Origin of the sequence: Streptomyces sp. WI03-4A (assembly GCF_033792105.1) — a bacterium.
In the GTDB taxonomy this organism is placed as follows: domain Bacteria; phylum Actinomycetota; class Actinomycetes; order Streptomycetales; family Streptomycetaceae; genus Streptomyces; species Streptomyces collinus_A.
On record NZ_JARAUO010000069.1, the window covers coordinates 1 to 17,716 of the forward strand.

Here is a 17,716-nt window from a genome sequence, read left to right on the forward strand (position 1 = left end):
CGGCGGCGGCGCCCCCCGCCGGGCCGTACGCCGAGCCCCCGGTGGACGACGAGCAGAGCCCCTGGTTCCAGACCCCGCGCGAGGTGGACTACCACGGCGGCTACGACCCCTCCTACGAACCGCCGCCGGACCCGCAGTACCTGCCGGAGGAGCAGTACGAGGACTGGTACGACGAGCAGCCGCCGGAGCAGTTCCAGCAGCCCTCCCCGGAGGAGACCGGCAGTTTCCCCATCCCGGTGGGCCCGAACCGGACCCGGGAGCTGGGCGAGGGCGGCGGCCCGCCGGAGCCCGACGAGGAGGCCTACTACCAGGTCTTCCGCCAGTCGATCGACGGCAGCTACCCCACGCCGCGCGTGCTGGGCGACAACATCCAGGCCACGTTCGGCACCGCGCTGAGCCCCAGCGCCCTGAAGATCCTGGTGGACCGGTTCCAGCAGCGCCACTCGGCGGAACTGGAAGAGGACCACATCGCGTGACGCACGCGTGACACGTACGAGGAGGGGGCGCCCGGTGACACCGGGCGCCCCCTCCTCGCATGACGCGGCCTGTTACTCCCCGAGCAGCTTGCGCACCCGGTCCTGCCCGACCGCCAGCAGCAGCGTGGGCAGCCGCGGACCGGTGTCCCGGCCCACCAGCAGGTGGTACAGCAGGGCGAAGAAGGTCCGCTGGGCCGTCTTGATCTCCGGCGGCAGCTCCTTCGGCGTGGCGTCGGCCGGGAACCCGGCCTGCACCTTGGGCACGCCGTACACGAGGTGGGTCAGCCCGTCCAGGGACCAGTGCTCGGCGAGCCCGTCGGCCAGCAGGCGCACGGACCGCTGGGACGCCTCGTCGAGGGACTTCAGCAGCTCGGCGTCGGGCTCGTCACGCACGATCGTCCGCTGGTCGGCGGGAACGTGCGTGTTGATCCACGCCTCGGCCTTGTCGTAGCGCGGCCGGACCTCGTCGAGCGAGCCCAGCGGCTGCTCCGGGTCCAGCTCGCCGAGGATGCGCAGGGCCTGGTCCTCGTGCCCGGCGGTGATGTCGGCGACGGACGCGAGCGTGCGGTACGGCAGCGGCCGCGCGGTCTTCGGCAGCTCACCGGCGGCCGTGCCGACGGCACGGCTGTGGGCCGCCACGTCGGCCGGCAGCGCGGAACCGTCGGCGACCTTGCCCGCCAGCTTGTCCCACTCGTCGTAGAGCCGCTGGATCTCCTGGTCGAAGGCGATCTTGAACGACTGGTTGGGCCGGCGGCGGGCGTAGAGCCAGCGCAGCAGCTGCGGCTCCATGATCTTCAGCGCGTCCGCCGGGGTGGGCACACCGCCGCGCGAGGACGACATCTTCGCCATCCCGGAGATGCCGACGAAGGCGTACATCGGGCCGATGGGCTGCTCGCCGCCGAAGATGCCGACGATCTGCCCGCCGACCTGGAAGGAGGAGCCCGGCGACGAGTGGTCGACACCGGACGGCTCGAAGATCACGCCCTCGTACGCCCACCGCATCGGCCAGTCGACCTTCCAGACCAGCTTGCCGCGGTTGAACTCGCTCAGCCGGACCGTCTCGGCGAAGCCGCACGCGGTGCAGGTGTAGGCCAGCTCGGTGGTGTCGTCGTCGTACGAGGTGACCGTCGTCAGGTCCTTGCCGCAGTTGCCGCAGTACGGCTTGTACGGGAAGTACCCGGCGGAACCGGAGCTGCCGTCGTCCTCGGCCGCGGCACCCGAGCCCTCCTCGGCCTCCAGCTCCGCCTCGTCGACGGCCTTCTGCTGCTGCTTCTTCGGGGCCTTCTTCGTGCGGTACTGCGCGAGGATCGCGTCGATGTCGCCACGGTGCTTCATGGCGTGCAGGATCTGCTCGCGGTAGGTGCCGGACGTGTACTGCTCCGTCTGGCTGATCCCGTCGAACTCCACGCCCAGTTCGGCCAGCGACTCGACCATCGCGGCCTTGAAGTGCTCGGCCCAGCTCGCGTACGCGGAGCCCTTCGGCGCCGGCACCGAGGTCAGCGGCTTGCCGATGTGCTCGGCCCAGGACTTGTCCACACCGGCGACGCCATCCGGCACCTTGCGGTAGCGGTCGTAGTCGTCCCAGGAGATCAGGTGCCGGACCTCGCGGCCGCGGCGGCGGATCTCGTCGGCGACCAGGTGCGGGGTCATCACCTCGCGCAGGTTGCCCAGGTGGATCGGGCCCGACGGGGAGAGACCGGACGCGACGACGACCGGTTTGCCCGGGGCACGGCGCTCCGACTCTTCGATGACCTCATCCGCGAAACGGGAGACCCAGTCGGTGGTCTCGGTGCTCTGAGCCACGATCGGCACGTCCTCTTGATTCTCGAGCAGTGGGGAGTCGTTCTGGCACTCCCATACTCCCAGACGGCCCCGCGACCGAGAAAACCGCTTTACCCCCCATGGGATACTGGACGGGTCTATCCATCCCCACGAGGAGAACGGCACCCCTACCTATGGCCTCGGTCACGTCCCTCAGCGACTCCGTCCAGCAGCACCTCGCGTCCGCCCTCTCGGCCACCCTGCCGGAGGCCGCCGGTTCGGACCCGCTGCTGCGACGAAGCGACCGGGCCGACTTCCAGGCCAACGGCATCCTGGCGCTCGCCAAGAAGGCGAAGGCGAACCCGCGGGAGCTGGCGACCCAGGTCGTCTCCCGGGTGACCACCGGCGACGTGATCGCGGACGTCGAGGTCTCCGGGCCCGGCTTCCTGAACATCACGCTCGCCGACCGGGCGATCACCGAGAACCTGGCAGCGCGGTACACGGACGAGTCGGGCCGGCTCGGCGTGCCGCACGCCGAACGCCCGGGCACCACGGTGATCGACTACGCGCAGCCGAACGTGGCCAAGGAGATGCACGTCGGCCACCTGCGCTCGGCGGTCATCGGCGACGCGGTCGTGCAGATCCTGGAGTTCACCGGCGAGCAGGTGGTCCGGCGTCACCACATCGGCGACTGGGGCACCCAGTTCGGCATGCTCATCCAGTACCTGGACGAGCACCCGCACGAGCTGGACCACAAGGCGGCCCAGGTCACCGGTGAGGAGGCGATGTCGAACCTCGACCGCCTCTACAAGGCGGCCCGCAAGCTGTTCGACTCGGACGAGGAGTTCAAGACCAGGGCCCGGCGCCGGGTGGTCGACCTCCAGGCCGGGGAGCCGAAGACGCTCGCCACGTGGCAGAAGTTCGTGGACGAGTCGAAGATCTACTTCTTCTCCGTCTTCGAGAAGCTGGACATGGAGGTGCGCGACGCCGACATCGTCGGCGAGTCCGGCTACAACGACATGCTGGCCGAGACCTGCCGCCTGCTGGAGGAGTCCGGCGTCGCGGTCCGCTCCGAGGGTGCCCTCTGCGTCTTCTTCGAGGACGTCAAGGGCCCGGACGGCAAGCCGGTCCCGCTGATCGTGCAGAAGTCGGACGGCGGTTACGGCTACGCGGCCACCGACCTGTCCGCGATCCGCGACCGCGTCTTCAACCTGAAGGCGAACTCGATCGTGTACGTGGTCGACGTCCGCCAGTCCCTGCACTTCAAGATGGTCTTCGAGACCGCCCGCCGGGCCGGCTGGCTGGGCGACGACGTCAAGGCGTTCCAGCTCGCCTTCGGCACCGTCCTCGGCAAGGACGGCAAGCCGTTCAAGACCCGTGAGGGCAAGACGGTCAAGCTGGAGGACCTGCTCGACGAGGCCGTCGAGCGGGCCACCGCGGTGGTCCGGGAGAAGGCCGAGAAGGTGGGCCTGACGGAGCGGGAGATCGTCGAGAACGGCCGCCACGTCGGCGTCGGCGCGGTCAAGTACGCCGACCTGTCCACCTCGGCCGTCCGGGACTACAAGTTCGACCTGGACCAGATGGTCTCGCTCAACGGCGACACGAGCGTGTACCTCCAGTACGCCTACGCCCGTATCCAGTCCATCCTCCGGAAGGCCGGCGAGGCCCGTCCCGCCGCCCACCCGGAGCTGGCGCTGGCCCCGGCGGAGCGCGCGCTGGGACTGCACCTGGACCGCTTCGCCGAGACCGTGCTGGAGGTGGCGGCGTCCTACGAGCCGCACAAGCTGGCCGCGTACCTGTACCAGCTCGCGACGCTGCTGACGTCCTTCTACGACCAGTGCCCGGTCCTGAAGGCCGAGACGCCGGAGCAGGTGGAGAACCGCCTGTTCCTGGTCGACCTCACCGCGCGCACGCTGCACCGGGGCATGGCGCTGCTGGGCATCCGCACGCCCGAGAAGCTCTGACGGCGAACTCGCACCAGACGAGCTTGCCCGGGGCGCGCTGACCCACGCCCCACGTGTCGGCGAGGGACGCGACCAGCAGCAGCCCCCGCCCGCCTTCCTCTTCGGCGGCCCCGGCCTCCCCCACCACCTGGGGGAGACCGGGGCCGCTGTCGTGCACCTCGGCCCGTACGAGGTCGCCGTCGTACCGCAGCCGTACCAGGAAGCCCCGCCCGGGCGGCGCCCCGTGCAGCAGCGCGTTCGTGGCCAACTCGCTCACGCACAGCGACACGTCGGCGGACCGCTCCCAGGCGGCGAGTCCCCAGTAGCTCAGCGACCACTGCGTGAACCGCCTGGCAGCGGGGACGGAGCGGCGGGCGCGACCGTAGAACTGGTCGCGCTGACAGGGGAGTTCGGTTTGCGCATTCACAGGACGAAGGTCGCGCAGAGTGACTAGCCTTGATCAGTGCGCAATGCCGTACAAAGCGTTTGTACGGGATCGGGCAGGATCGTGTACGGGCACGGGTGGGGAGTTCAGCGGCATGACGACTTCTCGGCGGAACCAGTCGGCGATGCGGATGCTCGGCCGTCAACTGGCCACGGCACGCAGGGCGGCGGGACTGAGCCAGTCGGGCCTGAGCGCGGCGCTGAACCTCAACGAGGAGACGATCGCCTCCATCGAACAGGGCCGCCGGTCCCTCAAGCCGGACATCGCGGAGATCTTCGACGAGTACCTGGGCACGAAGGGGACGCTGGCCGCCGGGGTGGCGAACCTGCCGGAGGTGGACCAGTTCCCGCTGTGGGCCGAGGAGTACATGGATCAGGAGCGGGAGGCGATCGCGTTGTCGTGGTACGACAACGCGGTACTTCCGGGTCTGCTTCAGACAGAGGCGTATGTGCGCGCCGTCCTGCGACAGCGCGTCCCGGCCTACGACGAGGACGAGGTAGAGACCAAGCTTGCGGCCCGCCTGGAGCGCCAGGAGATCCTGCGGCGCAGGGTACCGCCGACGCTGAGCTTCGTCGTCTGGGAACCGGTGCTGCACCTCCAGGTGGGCGGCCCGGAGGTAAGGAGGGAGCAGCTTCTGCACCTGCGGCAGGCGGCCGAACTGCCCGGCGCCTCCTTGCAGTTCCTGCCGATGTCGAGCCCTCACCATGCCGGGCTCGACGGCCCGTTCATCCTGCTGGAGACACCCGACCACCAGCACTTGGCCTACGTCGAGGGGCAACGCGGCAGCCAGTGGGTCTCCAACCTCGACGAGGTGTCCGCACTCGCGCGCAAGTATGCGATGCTGCGAACGCAGGCTCTGAACTCCCAGGACTCGATGCGCCTGCTTGACCGCTTGCTAGGAGATTCATGAGCACCGAAGCGCTTCAGTGGTTCAAGTCGACCTACAGCGGCAGTGAAGGCGGCGCATGCCTTGAGGTGGCCGTCACGCCCGGCGTCATCCACGTCCGGGACTCCAAGCAGCACCCCGAGGGCAGCTCAACTCTTCGTCTCACGCCGGGGACTTGGGCGAGGTTCACGGAGTTCGCCGCAGGCTAGCCGCGTTGTCAGTGGGGGCCCCTAGAGTCACCGGCATGGCGACTCTTCCCAACCCGCTGCCCAGGCTGGCCACCGACCCCAGCGGCCGTGGCCTCGGGCTCCAGCTTCCGCCCGGCAGACTGATCGACACCACGTACGACGGGGACTGGCACGAGCCCCTGATGTGGCAGTCCGGGAAGGCGGCGGCGCCCGGCACGTGGAAGGCGCTGGGCGCGCCGGCCGCGCGGGCGGGGCTGCTGCCGGTGCTCCTGGACGTGGGCGGGACCCAGGGCGGCCCGGAGGACTGGCAGTTGATGCCCGAGCGGATGTCGTACCCGGGCGACCACGACGCCGAGGAGCTGCTCGCGGAGTACTGGGAGGGAGACGCGGAGGACGAACTGGCCGAGGAGGTCGAGCCGTTCGGGCCCGAGTGGCCCGGTCTCGCACCCGCGGGCCGGCCGACCGCGGACCCGGACAGCAGGGCGGCGTCGGTCGCGGACTCGCTGACGGACGGCGCCCGGTGGTTCAAGGAGCCGCGGCTGGCGCTGGTCCCGGCCCGCCGGTCGGCCGACGTCCCGGCGGCGATCGGCTGGACAGGGCCGCTGAACTACGAGAACGACGTGGCCCGGCTCTGCGCGGTCCTGCGCTCCTGGGAGGACCGCTTCGGCATACGGGTGGTGGGGCTCGGCTTCGACCTGCTGGTCGTGTCGGTGGCGGCTCCGCCGGCCACCGTGGCCGAGGCCGAGGCGGTGGCGGCGGAGCACTTCGCGTTCTGCCCGGACAACATCCTGCAGAACGGCCCTGACTCCTTGCGTGGCTACGCGAAGGAGCTGGTCGGGGAGCCGACCTGGTCCTTCTGGTGGGACTGAGCCGCCGCGGTCAGCGCGCGGCGAGCCCCCGGCCCAGTCTGCTCAGGCCCTCCTGGATCTCCTCCGGTGTCTGGGTGACGAAGCACAGGCGGAGGGTGGAGCGGTCGGGGTCGGCGGCGTAGAAGGGGGCGCCGGGGACGTAGGCGACGTCCTGCCGCACCACCTGGGGCAGCAGGGCCGTCGTGTCGTAGGAGTCCGGGAGCCGCGCCCACAGGAACATGCCGCCTTCGGGGCGGGTCCACACCGAGCCCTCGGGGAGCGCGCCGGGGAGCCCGGCCAGCATGGCGTCACGGCGTTCGCCGTAGACGGCGCGGACGCGGGCCACATGGGCGTCGAGGACGTCCAGGTAGCGGGCGGCGGCGAGCTGGTTGACGGTGGGCGTGTGCAGGTCGGCGGCCTGCTTGGCCACGGCGCACGCCCGGCGCAGTTCCGCGGGGGCGCGCAGCCAGCCGAGGCGCAGTCCGGGCGCCATCACCTTGGAGAGGGAGCCGAGGAGCACCACCCGGTCCTCGGCGCCGGGGTGGGCGGCGATCCAGGGGACGCGCTCGCCGTCGTAGCGGAGTTCGCCGTAGGGGTCGTCCTCGACGACCCACACGCCCTGCCGGGCGGCCACGGCGGCGACGGCCTGCCGGCGCGCCGCGGGCATCGTACGGCCGGTGGGGTTCTGGAAGGTGGGGACGAGGTAGAGCAGCTTCGGGCGCTCGCGCAGCACCGCCTCCTCCAAGGCCGCGGGGTCGACCCCGTCCTCGTCCCCCGGCACGGACACCACCCGGGCGCCGGCGAGCGCGAAGACCTGAAGTGCCGCCAGATAGCAGGGGCTTTCGACCAGGACGGTGTCGCCGGGCTCGATCAGCGCGGTGGCGAGCAGGGAGAGGGCCTGCTGGGAGCCGGTGGTGACGAGGAGGTCGCCGGGGGCGGTGGGCAGTCCCTGGGCGGTGACCCGGGCGGCCAGGGCGGTGCGCAGGGCCGGTTCGCCCTCCGTGGTGGAGTACTGGAGCGCCTGCGCCGGGGTCAGCTCCAGGACCTCACGGAACGCGGCCGCTATGCCTTCCTGGTCGAACAGCTCGGGCGCGGGCAGCCCGCCCGCGAAGTTGATCACTTCGGGGCGCGCGGTGACCGCCAGGATGTCCCGCACCGGCGATCCGCCCACACCACGGGCACGGGCGGCGAGCGGCGGCACGGGGGCACGGGACGGAGCGGGTTCGGTGACGGTCATGACCGGCTCTCCTTCGACTGCGGAAGCTCCACTGCGCCCGCAGCCTAGGGAACTAGGTGCCCTCTACACCGTCCATTTCGCGATCCGGACGCCCACCGCCTCCTCCGAACGGGAACCGCCCGGCCCGCCACGACAGTCGCAGTGATCATGAACCGGCTCCGGGGAACCGCCCTCACCCTTGCCCACCTGCCCAGCGGCTACCTCGCGTACGCGGCACTGGTCACCCAGCCCCAGGGAGCCTGGGACGAGTCGACGCTCACGGGGATCGAGACGGCCTGCGCGTTGCTGATCGTGTTGAGCGCCGCCACGTTCCTGCTCGCGCTGCCGCCCGTACGGCGGCGGACGCTCAGCCGCTGGTGGCTGGCGCCCGCGCTGGCCTTCCTGCTGGTGGGCGCGGCCCGCTGGACGTACATCGTCCAGACCTACCCGCAGGGCCCCGGCGGCTGAACCGCCGGGGCGAACTGCCCTGCTGTCAGCGCAGCTTCTGGGCCGCCTCGGTCGCCCAGTAGGTGAGGATCGTGCGGGCGCCGGCGCGCCTGATGCCGGTCAGGGTCTCGAAGATGGCGCGGTCGCGGTCGATCCAGCCCTTCTCGGCCGCGGCCTCGATCATCGAGTACTCGCCGGAGATCTGGTAGGCGACCACGGGCACGTCCACGGCGTCCGCGACCCGGGCGACGATGTCCAGGTACGGTCCGGCCGGCTTGACCATCACCATGTCGGCGCCCTCGGCGAGGTCGAGCTCCAACTCCCGCATCGATTCCCGCCAGTTGGCCGGGTCCTGCTGGTAGGTCTTGCGGTCGCCCTGGAGCGAGGAGCCGACCGCCTCGCGGAAGGGCCCGTAGAACGCGGAGGAGTACTTCGCGGTGTAGGCCAGGATGGCGACGTCCTCGCGGCCGATCTGGTCGAGCGCGTCACGGATCACGCCGATCTGGCCGTCCATCATCCCGCTCGGGCCGACCACATGGGCGCCGGCGTCCGCCTGCACCTGGGCCATCTCGGCGTACCGCTCCAGGGTGGCGTCGTTGTCGACCCGCCCCTCGGCGTCCAGCACCCCGCAGTGGCCGTGGTCGGTGAACTCGTCCAGGCACAGGTCCGACATGACGAGAAGGTCGTCACCGACCTCGGCCCGCACGTCGCGCAGCGCCACCTGGAGGATCCCGTCAGGATCGGTGCCGACCGTGCCCAGGCCGTCCTTCTTGCTCTCCTCCGGCACACCGAACAGCATGATCCCGGAGACCCCGGCCTCGACCGCCTCCAGCGCCGCCTTCTTCAGGCTGTCCCGGGTGTGCTGGACGACACCGGGCATGGCCGCGATCGGCACGGGCTCGGCGACGCCCTCGCGGACGAACGCCGGGAGGATGAAGTCGGCGGGGGACAGTCGCGTCTCGGCGACCATCCGCCGCATGACGGGCGAGGTCCGCAGCCGCCGGGGACGCGTACCGGGAAAGGATCCGTACTTCGTCATGCCTTCTACGCTACGCCCGCCCGGGACACGCCTTTGCCGACGCGGCGTCGGCGCACGGCCGCCGCCGGACCGCTCACCACAGCCGGGCGCCGGCCCCGCCCAGCCGGGTGTGCCAGGCGCGCATCCGCGCCCCCGCACCGGCGTTGAACACCTGGTCGACCGCTCCCCCGGCCGCCGGCGACGACGCCCCGAAGGCGCTCACCGCGGCCCGCTGCCCGGGACTCGGCACCGGCGACAGGCCCCCGCCCCGCCCGACCAGGGCGTACCGCTCCCCGCGGACCGTGATCAGCAGGGTCCCGAGCCGGGTGAGCCGGCCCTCGACCTCCCGAGGATCGCCCTGGATGACGACCTGCCCGTCCCGGTCCTCGGCCCGCAGTTCACCGGGGAACAGGCTCAGCACCACGGGCACGCAGCGCGCCCCGTTCCACAGGCTCCGCCGCCAGTAGACGATCTCCGCGTACACGGCGTACTCGCTCATGCGCCCGATCATGGCATGCACACAACTCGCCCCGGGAGGCGCCGGGGACGTACGGCGAGAGGCGGGACGCGCCCTCACGGCACGTCCCGCCTCCTCACCAGCTCAGGGCCTCACGGCCGCCCGGCGCTCAGGTCGTCGACCGGCGCCTGCGCGCCCCCGGCCGCCGCTCGCTCGGCCGGGTGACGGGGTCCCCCGCCTGCAGCGCGGCGGCGCGGCGCTTCAGACCGAAGTCCGCCAGCGCCTCGGCCAGCTTGTGCACCGACGGCTCCGGAGCCATCACGTCGACCCGCAGACCGTGCTCCTCGGCCGTCTTGGCCGTCGCCGGGCCGATGCAGGCGATCACCGTCACGTTGTGCGGCTTGCCCGCGATACCCACCAGGTTCCGGACGGTCGACGACGACGTGAACAGCACCGCGTCGAAACCGCCGCCCTTGATGGCCTCACGGGTGTCCGCCGGCGGCGGCGACGCCCGCACGGTCCGGTAGGCCGTGACGTCGTCGACCTCCCAGCCCAGCTCGATCAGACCGGCGACCAGGGTCTCGGTGGCGATGTCGGCACGCGGCAGGAAGACACGGTCGATCGGGTCGAACACCGGGTCGTACGGCGGCCAGTCCTCCAGCAGGCCCGCGGCCGACTGCTCACCGCTCGGCACCAGGTCCGGCTTCACACCGAACGCGACGAGCGCCTTCGCGGTCTGCTCGCCCACCGCAGCCACCTTGATACCCGCAAAAGCCCGAGCGTCAAGGCCGTACTCCTCGAACTTCTCCCGGACCGCCTTCACCGCGTTGACCGAGGTGAACGCGATCCACTCGTAGCGGCCGGTCACCAGGCCCTTGACGGCACGCTCCATCTGCTGGGGCGTGCGCGGCGGCTCCACCGCGATCGTCGGGACCTCGTGCGGCACGGCACCGTAGGACCGCAGTTGGTCGGAGAGCGACGCCGCCTGCTCCTTCGTCCGCGGCACGAGCACCTTCCAGCCGAACAGCGGCTTGGACTCGAACCACGACAACTGGTCGCGCTGGGCGGCGGCGGAACGCTCACCGACCACGGCTATCACCGGCCGGCCGCCGTCCGGCGACGGCAGCACCTTCGCCTGCTTCAGCGTCTGCGCGATCGTGCCGAGCGTCGCCGTCCAGGTGCGCTGCCGGGTCGTCGTGCCGGCGACCGTGACACTCAGCGGGGTGTCCGGCTTGCGGCCCGCCGCCACGAGCTCCCCGGCCGCGGCCGCGACCGAGTCCAGCGTCGTGGACACGACCACCGTGCCGTCCGAGGCGCCCACCTCCGTCCAGCAGCGGTCGGAGGCGGTACGGGCGTCCACGAACCGGACGTCCGCGCCGTGCGCGTCCCGCAGCGGCACACCGGCGTACGCCGGCACACCGACCGCCGTCGCCACACCCGGCACCACCTCGAAGGGCACACCGGCGGCGGCGCAGGCGAGCATTTCCTCGGCCGCGTACGTATCAAGTCCCGGGTCCCCGGGCACCGCACGGACGACCCGCCTGCCGCCCCGCGCGGCCTCCATGACAAGATGAACGGCATCCCGGGCAGGAGACGGGACCGCAGCGGCTGTTGACGTGCCGTCAACGACCGTGAGCTGCGGCGCGCTCGTGCCCGGCGGCGAGACCGAGGAGGCGTCGGCATCCGTCCGTACCACGGAGACGCCCTGCCGGGCGTGCGTCTGGATCACGTCGAGCACATCGTGCTCGGCGACCAGGACGTCAGCGCTCGACAGCGCCTCCACGGCGCGCAGAGTCAGCAGTCCCGGATCCCCGGGTCCGGCACCCAGGAAGGTGACGTGCCCGTGTTCCGGACCGGCGGGAAAGGCGGTGGGGCTCAATGTGCTCGCTCCCCCATCAGACCGGCCGCGCCCTGGGCGAGCATCTCGGTGGCGAGGTCGCGACCGAGTGCCAGCGCCTGCTCGTGCGTTTGGGGCACGGGACCGGTGGTGGACAGCTGCACCGTGCGGGAACCGTCGGTCGTGCCGACGACGCCGCGCAGGCGCATTTCCTTGACAGACTGCCCGTCGGCCAGGAGGTCGGCCAGCGCGCCCACGGGGGCGCTGCAGCCGGCTTCCAGGGCGGCGAGCAGTGACCGCTCGGCGGTCACGGCGGCCCGCGTGAACGGGTCGTCGAGCTCGGCGAGCGCGGCGACGAGGTCCGCGTTGTCCGCGGTGCACTCGATCGCCAGGGCCCCCTGGCCGGGGGCGGGCAGAACCGTGTCGACCGACAGGAAGTCGGTGACCTCCTCGATCCGGCCTATCCGGTTCAGTCCTGCGGCGGCCAGGACGACCGCGTCCAGCTCACCGTCACGGACGTACCGGATACGGGTGTCGACGTTGCCGCGGATCGGCACCGTCGTGATGTCCAGCCCGTGGGCACGCGCGTACGCGTTGAGCTGGGCCATGCGGCGCGGCGCGCCCGTGCCTATGCGGGCGCCGCGCGGCAGGTCCGTGAACTTCAGCGCGTCCCGGGCGACGATCACGTCCCGCGGGTCCTCGCGCAGCGGAACGGCGGCCAGGGCCAGCTCCTCCGGCTGCGTGGTCGGCAGGTCCTTGAGCGAATGAACCGCGAAGTCCACCTCGCCCCGCACCAGCGCGTCACGCAGCGCCGTGACGAACACACCCGTGCCGCCGATCTGCGCGAGCGCCTCACGGGAGACGTCGCCGTACGTGGTGATCTCGACCAGCTCGACGGGCCGGCCGGTCACCCGGCTCACGGCCTCCGCCACCTGCCCGGACTGGGCCATGGCGAGCTTGCTGCGCCTGGTCCCCAGTCTCAGTGCCTTCTCAGTCATGCCGGTCGGTCCTTCTTGTCTGTGCTGTCCTCGGCCCGGGAGACGGCGGCCACCGTCTCGGGGTCGAGGTCGAACAGGGTGCGCAACGCGTCCGCGTACCCGGCGCCGCCGGGTTCGGCCGCGAGCTGCTTGACCCGTACGGTCGGCGCGTGCAGCAGCTTGTCGACGACCCGGTGCACGGCCTGCCGGATCTCGCCGCGCTGGCGTTCGTCCAGGTCGGGCAGGCGGCCGTCGAGCCGCGCGATCTCACCGGCGACGACGTCGGCGGCCATGGTGCGCAGCGCGACCACGGTCGGCGTGATGTGCGCCGCCCGCTGCGCCGCGCCGAAGGCCGCGACCTCGTCGGAGACGATACGCCTGACCTGGTCCACGTCGGCCGCCATCGGGACGTCCGCGGACGCCTCCGCCAGCGACTCGATGTCCACCAGGCGCACCCCGGCCAGCCGGTGCACGGCCGCGTCGATGTCGCGGGGCATGGCGAGGTCGAGGAGGAACAGGGCGGGCGCCGGACGCGGGATCTCGGGGACCGGCGCGGGCCGCCGGCGCTCGGGGATCCGGCCGACCGTGGCGACGGTCGCGGCGAGCGCGGTGATCAGCTCGGCGTCGGCCTCGGGGGTGCGCCGGGCGCGCCGGTCCAGGGTGCCGTTGTCCACCCAGGCGGCGTGCTGCTCCAGGGTGGCCGCGTCCATCCCGGCCACGGCGGCCTCGCCGGCCACGGAGAAGCCGGTCGAGCCCTGCACGGCGGCCAGGTCGAGCGGGCAGTTCTCCTCGGTGCCGACACTGGTCGGCGGCAGCGCGGCCACCGCGGTGCCGGACCCGGAGTCGTCGCCCTCGTCCTCGGCCGGCCGGCCGGTGCGGTCCTCGACCGCCTGCGCGACCGCTTCCGCCGTGAGCACCAGGCCCGTGGCCCCCGTGCAGGAGACCACGACGTCGGCACGTGTCAGCTCGCCCGGCACCGCGTCCATCGGTACCGCGCGGGCGGTCACGTCCGTGTCGTCGCCCTCGGTCAGGATCCGCGCGAGCCGCTCGGCCCGCTCGAAGGTGCGGTTGGCCACGACCACCTCGGTGACCCCGGCACGCGCGAGCGTGGCGGCGGCCAGCGACGACATCGAGCCGGCGCCGATGACCAGCGCCCTGCGGCCCGCGGCCCAGCCCAGCACGTCCCCGCCCGCGGCAAGCTGCTCCAGGCCGAACGTGACCAGGGACTGGCCGGCGCGATCGATGCCGGTCTCGGAGTGGGCGCGCTTGCCGACCCGCAGGGCCTGCTGGAACAGGTCGTTCAGCAGCTTGCCCGCGGTGTGCAGCTCCTGGGCACGGGCCAGGGAGTCCTTTATCTGGCCGAGGATCTGCCCCTCGCCGACGACCATCGAGTCCAGGCCGCAGGCCACCGAGAACAGGTGGTGGACGGCCCGGTCCTCGTAGTGCACGTAGAGGTAGGGGGTCAGCTCCTCGAGGCCCACACCGCTGTGCTGGGCGAGCAGCGTGGACAGCTCGGCGACACCGGCGTGGAACTTGTCCACGTCGGCGTACAGCTCGATGCGGTTGCAGGTGGCGAGCACCGCGGCCTCGGTGGCCGGCTCGGCGGCGACCGTGTCCTGGACCAGCTTGACCTGGGCGTCCGCGCTCAGCGCGGCCCGCTCCAGCACGCTGACCGGGGCACTGCGGTGGCTCAGTCCGACGACGAGGAGGCTCATGCCGGCATCACGGCGGGTACGTCCCCGTCGGGTCCCTGGTCGGCGGAGTCGTCGCGGGTGTGGGCCGCGGGCTGCGCGCCGTCGCCGGCGGCGGTCTCCTCGCCGGCCTTGCGCTGCTCGTGGAAGGCGAGGATCTGCAGCTCGATGGAGAGGTCGACCTTGCGCACGTCGACGCCGTCCGGGACGGACAGGACGGTCGGCGCGAAGTTCAGGATGGAGGTCACACCCGCGGCCACCAGCCGGTCGCAGACCTGCTGGGCGGCACCGGCCGGGGTGGCGATGACGCCGATGGAGACCCCGTTGTCCTCGATGATCTTCTCGAGCTCGTCGGTGTGCTGCACGGGGATGCCGGCGACCGGCTTTCCGGCCATCGCCGGGTCGGCGTCGATCAGCGCGGCCACCCGGAAGCCACGGGAGGCGAACCCGCCGTAGTTGGCCAGGGCGGCGCCGAGGTTACCGATACCGACGATGACAACCGGCCAGTCCTGGGTCAGGCCGAGTTCACGGGAGATCTGGTAGACGAGATACTCCACGTCGTAGCCGACACCGCGCGTTCCGTAAGAACCCAGGTAAGAGAAGTCCTTGCGCAGCTTGGCGGAGTTGACCCCCGCCGCCGCGGCCAGCTCCTCGGAGGAGACCGTGGGCACCGAGCGCTCCGACAGTGCGGTCAGGGCTCGGAGGTACAGCGGAAGGCGGGCGACGGTGGCCTCGGGAATCCCTCGGCTACGGGTCGCCGGTCGGTGTGTTCGGCCAGTTGCCACGGTGCTCCTGCGGGTAGAGCGGGGCTGCAGGCGGTCATACGTCCCCAGACCGCCCCGTCGACAGCAGGCTATGCCTTTGTGAACGCGTGCACAAAGATGGTGTCCGATTTGCCCGGCCAACGTGACCGGGGTCACGCACGTCCCACCTGGCGCCCTACGTGGGGGCAAAACGCCACACTCCTTGCGTATCCCGCCCCCGAGACCCAAACCGCCTTCGATCCTAAGGGACGTTCGGCCGATCGTTGTACTAGTCGGTCAGTTCCTTGCGGAGACGGGTCTCGTCCACCCGCCAGAACGTGTGCTGCCGGCCGTCCACGAGGACCACGGGGATCTGCTCCCAGTACCGGTCGTGCAGCTCCGGGTCCTCGGTGATGTCCTTGTGCTCCCACGGGACGCCGAGCTCGCCGCAGACCTTCTCGACCACGGCCTGCGCGTCGTCGCACAGGTGGCAGCCGGGCTTGCGGACGAGGGTGACCAAGCGCTCCTGGGGAGCGGCCTTACGCCGGAAGAGGGGACTCATGTCGGCCATTCTCGCGCCTCTTTAACAACACGGCCTTGGAGAGTTCACACCCTCCAAACCTCTCGACTCCGGAACCACCGAACAAACTGGCTATGCTCACGCCATGGCCGCTCTCGGATGGCTCACTCCCCGTAGGCGCTCCGCCACGGCGCGGAGCGTGTTGGCAGGCGAGGCTTCGGCGGAGGCCGCCCGCAAGTCCTCGCAGGAAGCGACGGAGGCGCAGGAGACCGCGCAGGCCCTAGCGACCGCCGTGCGGGAGCCGGAGTTCCCGGTGCTCGGCGACGACAAGGCCGCCGCCTTCTTCGACCTCGACAACACCGTGATGCAGGGCGCCGCCCTGTTCCACTTCGGGCGGGGCCTGTACAAGCGGAAGTTCTTCGAGACCCGCGACCTCGCCCGGTTCGCCTGGCAGCAGGCGTGGTTCCGGCTGGCCGGCGTGGAGGACCCGGAGCACATGCAGGAGGCCCGGGACTCCGCCCTCTCGATCGTCAAGGGCCACCGCGTCGCCGAACTGGAGACGATCGGCGAGGAGATCTACGACGAGTACATGGCCGACCGCATCTGGCCGGGCACCCGCGCCCTGGCCCAGGCCCACCTCGACGCGGGCCAGAAGGTGTGGCTCGTCACGGCGGCGCCCGTGGAGATCGCCCAGGTGATCGCCCGCCGGCTCGGCCTGACCGGCGCGCTCGGCACGGTGGCGGAGTCGGTCGGCGGCGTCTACACCGGCAAGCTGGTCGGCGAGCCCCTGCACGGCCCCGCGAAGGCGGAGGCGGTGCGCGCCCTGGCCTCGGCGGAGGGCCTCGACCTCTCCCGCTGCGCGGCCTACAGCGACAGCCACAACGACATCCCGATGCTCTCCCTGGTCGGCCACCCGTACGCGATCAACCCGGACGCCAAGCTCCGCAAGCACGCCCGCGAGAAGGACTGGCGGCTGCGCGACTACCGCACGGGCCGCAAGGCGGCGAAGGTCGGCATCCCCGCCGCGGCCGGCGTGGGCGCCGTCGCCGGCGGCACGGCCGCGGCGATCGCGCTCAGCCGCCGCCGTCGCTGACCCGCTCGCCTGCGGCCGGATTATGCCGTCGTTTCCTCAACACGCCCCCCAGTTCGCCGAAAACCACCCTTTTCCGATCAACAACCGATCACTCTGTGGAACTTGATGGCGCGTCAATCAGTAACAGAAGCGACTCAATCGGTGATTTGAGCAACTCGGTGTAGCAGTGCCTGCACGAAGCGTTATTCTCCTCAGACGCAAACCGGTACCCCTCCGTCGCTACGACGGGTGAACGGTTCCGCACTGCACGTGATGGAAGCTCTGCCTCTGGGAGTCCCGTGTACCCACACGTCGGGGTTGACGCCTCGGGCCTGGCTACGCTGCGCACAGCAGTCGCAACGGTCAAGGAGACGCTGCGCGGCTTCGTCCCCACCGCGTACGCCGTCCCCGCCTTCGCCGCCGCCGCGCCCCTCGGCCCGTGCTACGCACTGGCCGAGAGCAGCGCCGCGGTCGGCAGACGAGGGCGCTCCACCGGCGCGGCCACCGCCCGCCGACCGGCCGCGGACAGTGACAGCGCCCGGATGATGGACCTCGTGGAGCGCGCCCAGGCGGGGGAGGCCGAGGCCTTCGGCCGGCTGTACGACCAGTACAGCGACACCGTGTACCGCTACATCTACTACCGGGTGGGCGGCAAGGCGACCGCCGAGGACCTGACGAGCGAGACCTTTCTGCGGGCGCTGCGCAGGATCGGCACCTTCACCTGGCAGGGCCGAGACTTCGGCGCCTGGCTGGTGACGATCGCCCGCAACCTCGTCGCCGACCACTTCAAGTCCAGCCGGTTCCGTCTCGAGGTCACCACCGGTGAGATGCTCGACGCCAACGAGGTCGAGCGCTCCCCGGAGGACTCGGTCCTGGAATCCCTCTCCAACGCCGCGCTGCTGGACGCCGTCCGCCGGCTCAACCCCCAGCAGCAGGAGTGCGTGACCCTGCGCTTCCTCCAGGGGCTCTCGGTCGCCGAGACCGCCCGGGTGATGGGCAAGAACGAGGGCGCCATCAAGACCCTCCAGTACCGGGCCGTGCGTACGCTCGCCCGGCTGCTGCCGGATGACGCCCGCTGACCCCCACACCCTGGGCGACGGTCAACTCACCCTTCGTGAGAGAGCGTTGCATTCTTGATCCGATCATCGGCCGTCCGTAACCCAAGTGCCGCGCCGCTCGTTGTGCGGGATA

Annotated in this window: 17 protein-coding genes and 1 pseudogene; 8 read left to right on the forward strand and 10 right to left on the reverse strand. The window is 71.5% G+C overall.

All coding sequences use genetic code 11. From position 1 onward, the window contains the following. Positions 1-476, forward strand: a pseudogene (locus PV343_RS38565) (hypothetical protein); the annotation flags it as partial. Between the two features lie 72 nt (positions 477-548). On the opposite strand, the gene lysS reads toward PV343_RS38565, so the two are convergent. Next, positions 549-2,288 (reverse strand): lysine--tRNA ligase, encoded by a 1,740-nt coding sequence (gene lysS / locus PV343_RS38570; protein ID WP_319151712.1) that lies wholly within the window; start codon positions 2,286-2,288, stop codon positions 549-551. A gap of 143 nt (positions 2,289-2,431) precedes the next feature. Here lysS and argS point away from each other — a divergent pair, with 143 nt between their 5' ends. Next, on the forward strand, positions 2,432-4,201 hold the full coding sequence (gene argS / locus PV343_RS38575) for an arginine--tRNA ligase (protein WP_319151713.1): 1,770 nt from the start codon (positions 2,432-2,434) through the stop codon (positions 4,199-4,201). Here argS and PV343_RS38580 read toward each other — a convergent pair. Continuing rightward, positions 4,137-4,607, reverse strand: coding sequence for an ATP-binding protein (locus tag PV343_RS38580; RefSeq protein ID WP_319151714.1), 471 nt, complete (start codon positions 4,605-4,607; stop codon positions 4,137-4,139). The genes argS and PV343_RS38580 overlap by 65 nt on opposite strands. Before the next feature lie 112 nt (positions 4,608-4,719). Between PV343_RS38580 and PV343_RS38585 the strand changes: the two genes are divergently transcribed. From PV343_RS38585 to PV343_RS38595, 3 genes are read left to right on the forward strand one after another with little or no spacing between them, the layout of a single operon-like run. Beyond that, complete coding sequence (locus PV343_RS38585; RefSeq protein ID WP_319151715.1) at positions 4,720-5,535, forward strand: helix-turn-helix domain-containing protein; 816 nt, start codon at positions 4,720-4,722, stop codon at positions 5,533-5,535. Further along, on the forward strand, positions 5,532-5,720 hold the full coding sequence (locus PV343_RS38590; RefSeq protein WP_319151716.1) for a DUF397 domain-containing protein: 189 nt from the start codon (positions 5,532-5,534) through the stop codon (positions 5,718-5,720). Before PV343_RS38585 ends, PV343_RS38590 begins: the two co-directional genes overlap by 4 nt. 35 nt (positions 5,721-5,755) lie before the next feature. Then, on the forward strand, positions 5,756-6,568 hold the full coding sequence (locus tag PV343_RS38595; protein ID WP_319151717.1) for a DUF4253 domain-containing protein: 813 nt from the start codon (positions 5,756-5,758) through the stop codon (positions 6,566-6,568). Between the two features lie 10 nt (positions 6,569-6,578). On the opposite strand, the gene PV343_RS38600 is transcribed toward PV343_RS38595, so the two are convergent. After that, positions 6,579-7,784 (reverse strand): PLP-dependent aminotransferase family protein, encoded by a 1,206-nt coding sequence (locus tag PV343_RS38600; RefSeq protein ID WP_319151718.1) that lies wholly within the window; start codon positions 7,782-7,784, stop codon positions 6,579-6,581. 147 nt (positions 7,785-7,931) lie between these two features. Here PV343_RS38600 and PV343_RS38605 point away from each other — a divergent pair, with 147 nt between their 5' ends. Continuing rightward, on the forward strand, positions 7,932-8,231 hold the full coding sequence (locus PV343_RS38605; protein WP_319151719.1) for a hypothetical protein: 300 nt from the start codon (positions 7,932-7,934) through the stop codon (positions 8,229-8,231). A 25-nt stretch (positions 8,232-8,256) separates the two neighbouring features. On the opposite strand, the gene hemB is transcribed toward PV343_RS38605, so the two are convergent. The 7 genes from hemB to PV343_RS38640 form a co-directional block, all read right to left on the reverse strand. After that, the gene (gene hemB, locus PV343_RS38610; RefSeq protein WP_319151720.1) at positions 8,257-9,249 is read right to left on the reverse strand and encodes a porphobilinogen synthase; all 993 of its coding nucleotides are present in this window, start codon (positions 9,247-9,249) and stop codon (positions 8,257-8,259) included. Positions 9,250-9,322: 73 nt separating this feature from the next. Further along, complete coding sequence (locus tag PV343_RS38615; protein WP_319151721.1) at positions 9,323-9,727, reverse strand: hypothetical protein; 405 nt, start codon at positions 9,725-9,727, stop codon at positions 9,323-9,325. Positions 9,728-9,854: 127 nt separating this feature from the next. Continuing rightward, a complete protein-coding gene (locus PV343_RS38620; RefSeq protein WP_319151722.1) occupies positions 9,855-11,564 on the reverse strand; it encodes a uroporphyrinogen-III synthase in 1,710 nt (569 codons plus the stop codon). Next, entirely contained in the window at positions 11,561-12,520 is a 960-nt protein-coding gene (gene hemC / locus PV343_RS38625; RefSeq protein WP_319151723.1) for a hydroxymethylbilane synthase, read from the reverse strand. The genes PV343_RS38620 and hemC overlap by 4 nt, the downstream gene beginning before the upstream one ends. Further along, positions 12,517-14,214 (reverse strand): glutamyl-tRNA reductase, encoded by a 1,698-nt coding sequence (locus PV343_RS38630; protein WP_319151724.1) that lies wholly within the window; start codon positions 14,212-14,214, stop codon positions 12,517-12,519. Before PV343_RS38630 ends, hemC begins: the two co-directional genes overlap by 4 nt. Beyond that, a complete protein-coding gene (locus tag PV343_RS38635; RefSeq protein ID WP_319151725.1) occupies positions 14,211-14,975 on the reverse strand; it encodes a redox-sensing transcriptional repressor Rex in 765 nt (254 codons plus the stop codon). Before PV343_RS38635 ends, PV343_RS38630 begins: the two co-directional genes overlap by 4 nt. A 247-nt stretch (positions 14,976-15,222) precedes the next feature. Further along, complete coding sequence (locus PV343_RS38640) at positions 15,223-15,504, reverse strand: glutaredoxin family protein (RefSeq protein ID WP_319151726.1); 282 nt, start codon at positions 15,502-15,504, stop codon at positions 15,223-15,225. A 94-nt stretch (positions 15,505-15,598) separates the two neighbouring features. On the opposite strand from PV343_RS38640, the gene PV343_RS38645 reads away from it, so the two are divergent. Further along, positions 15,599-16,546: an HAD family hydrolase gene (locus PV343_RS38645; RefSeq protein ID WP_319151727.1), complete on the forward strand. Its 948-nt coding sequence runs from the start codon at positions 15,599-15,601 to the stop codon at positions 16,544-16,546. 278 nt (positions 16,547-16,824) lie between these two features. Continuing rightward, positions 16,825-17,604 (forward strand): ECF subfamily RNA polymerase sigma factor, BldN family, encoded by a 780-nt coding sequence (locus tag PV343_RS38650; RefSeq protein WP_319151728.1) that lies wholly within the window; start codon positions 16,825-16,827, stop codon positions 17,602-17,604. Positions 17,605-17,716: the final 112 nt, after the last annotated feature.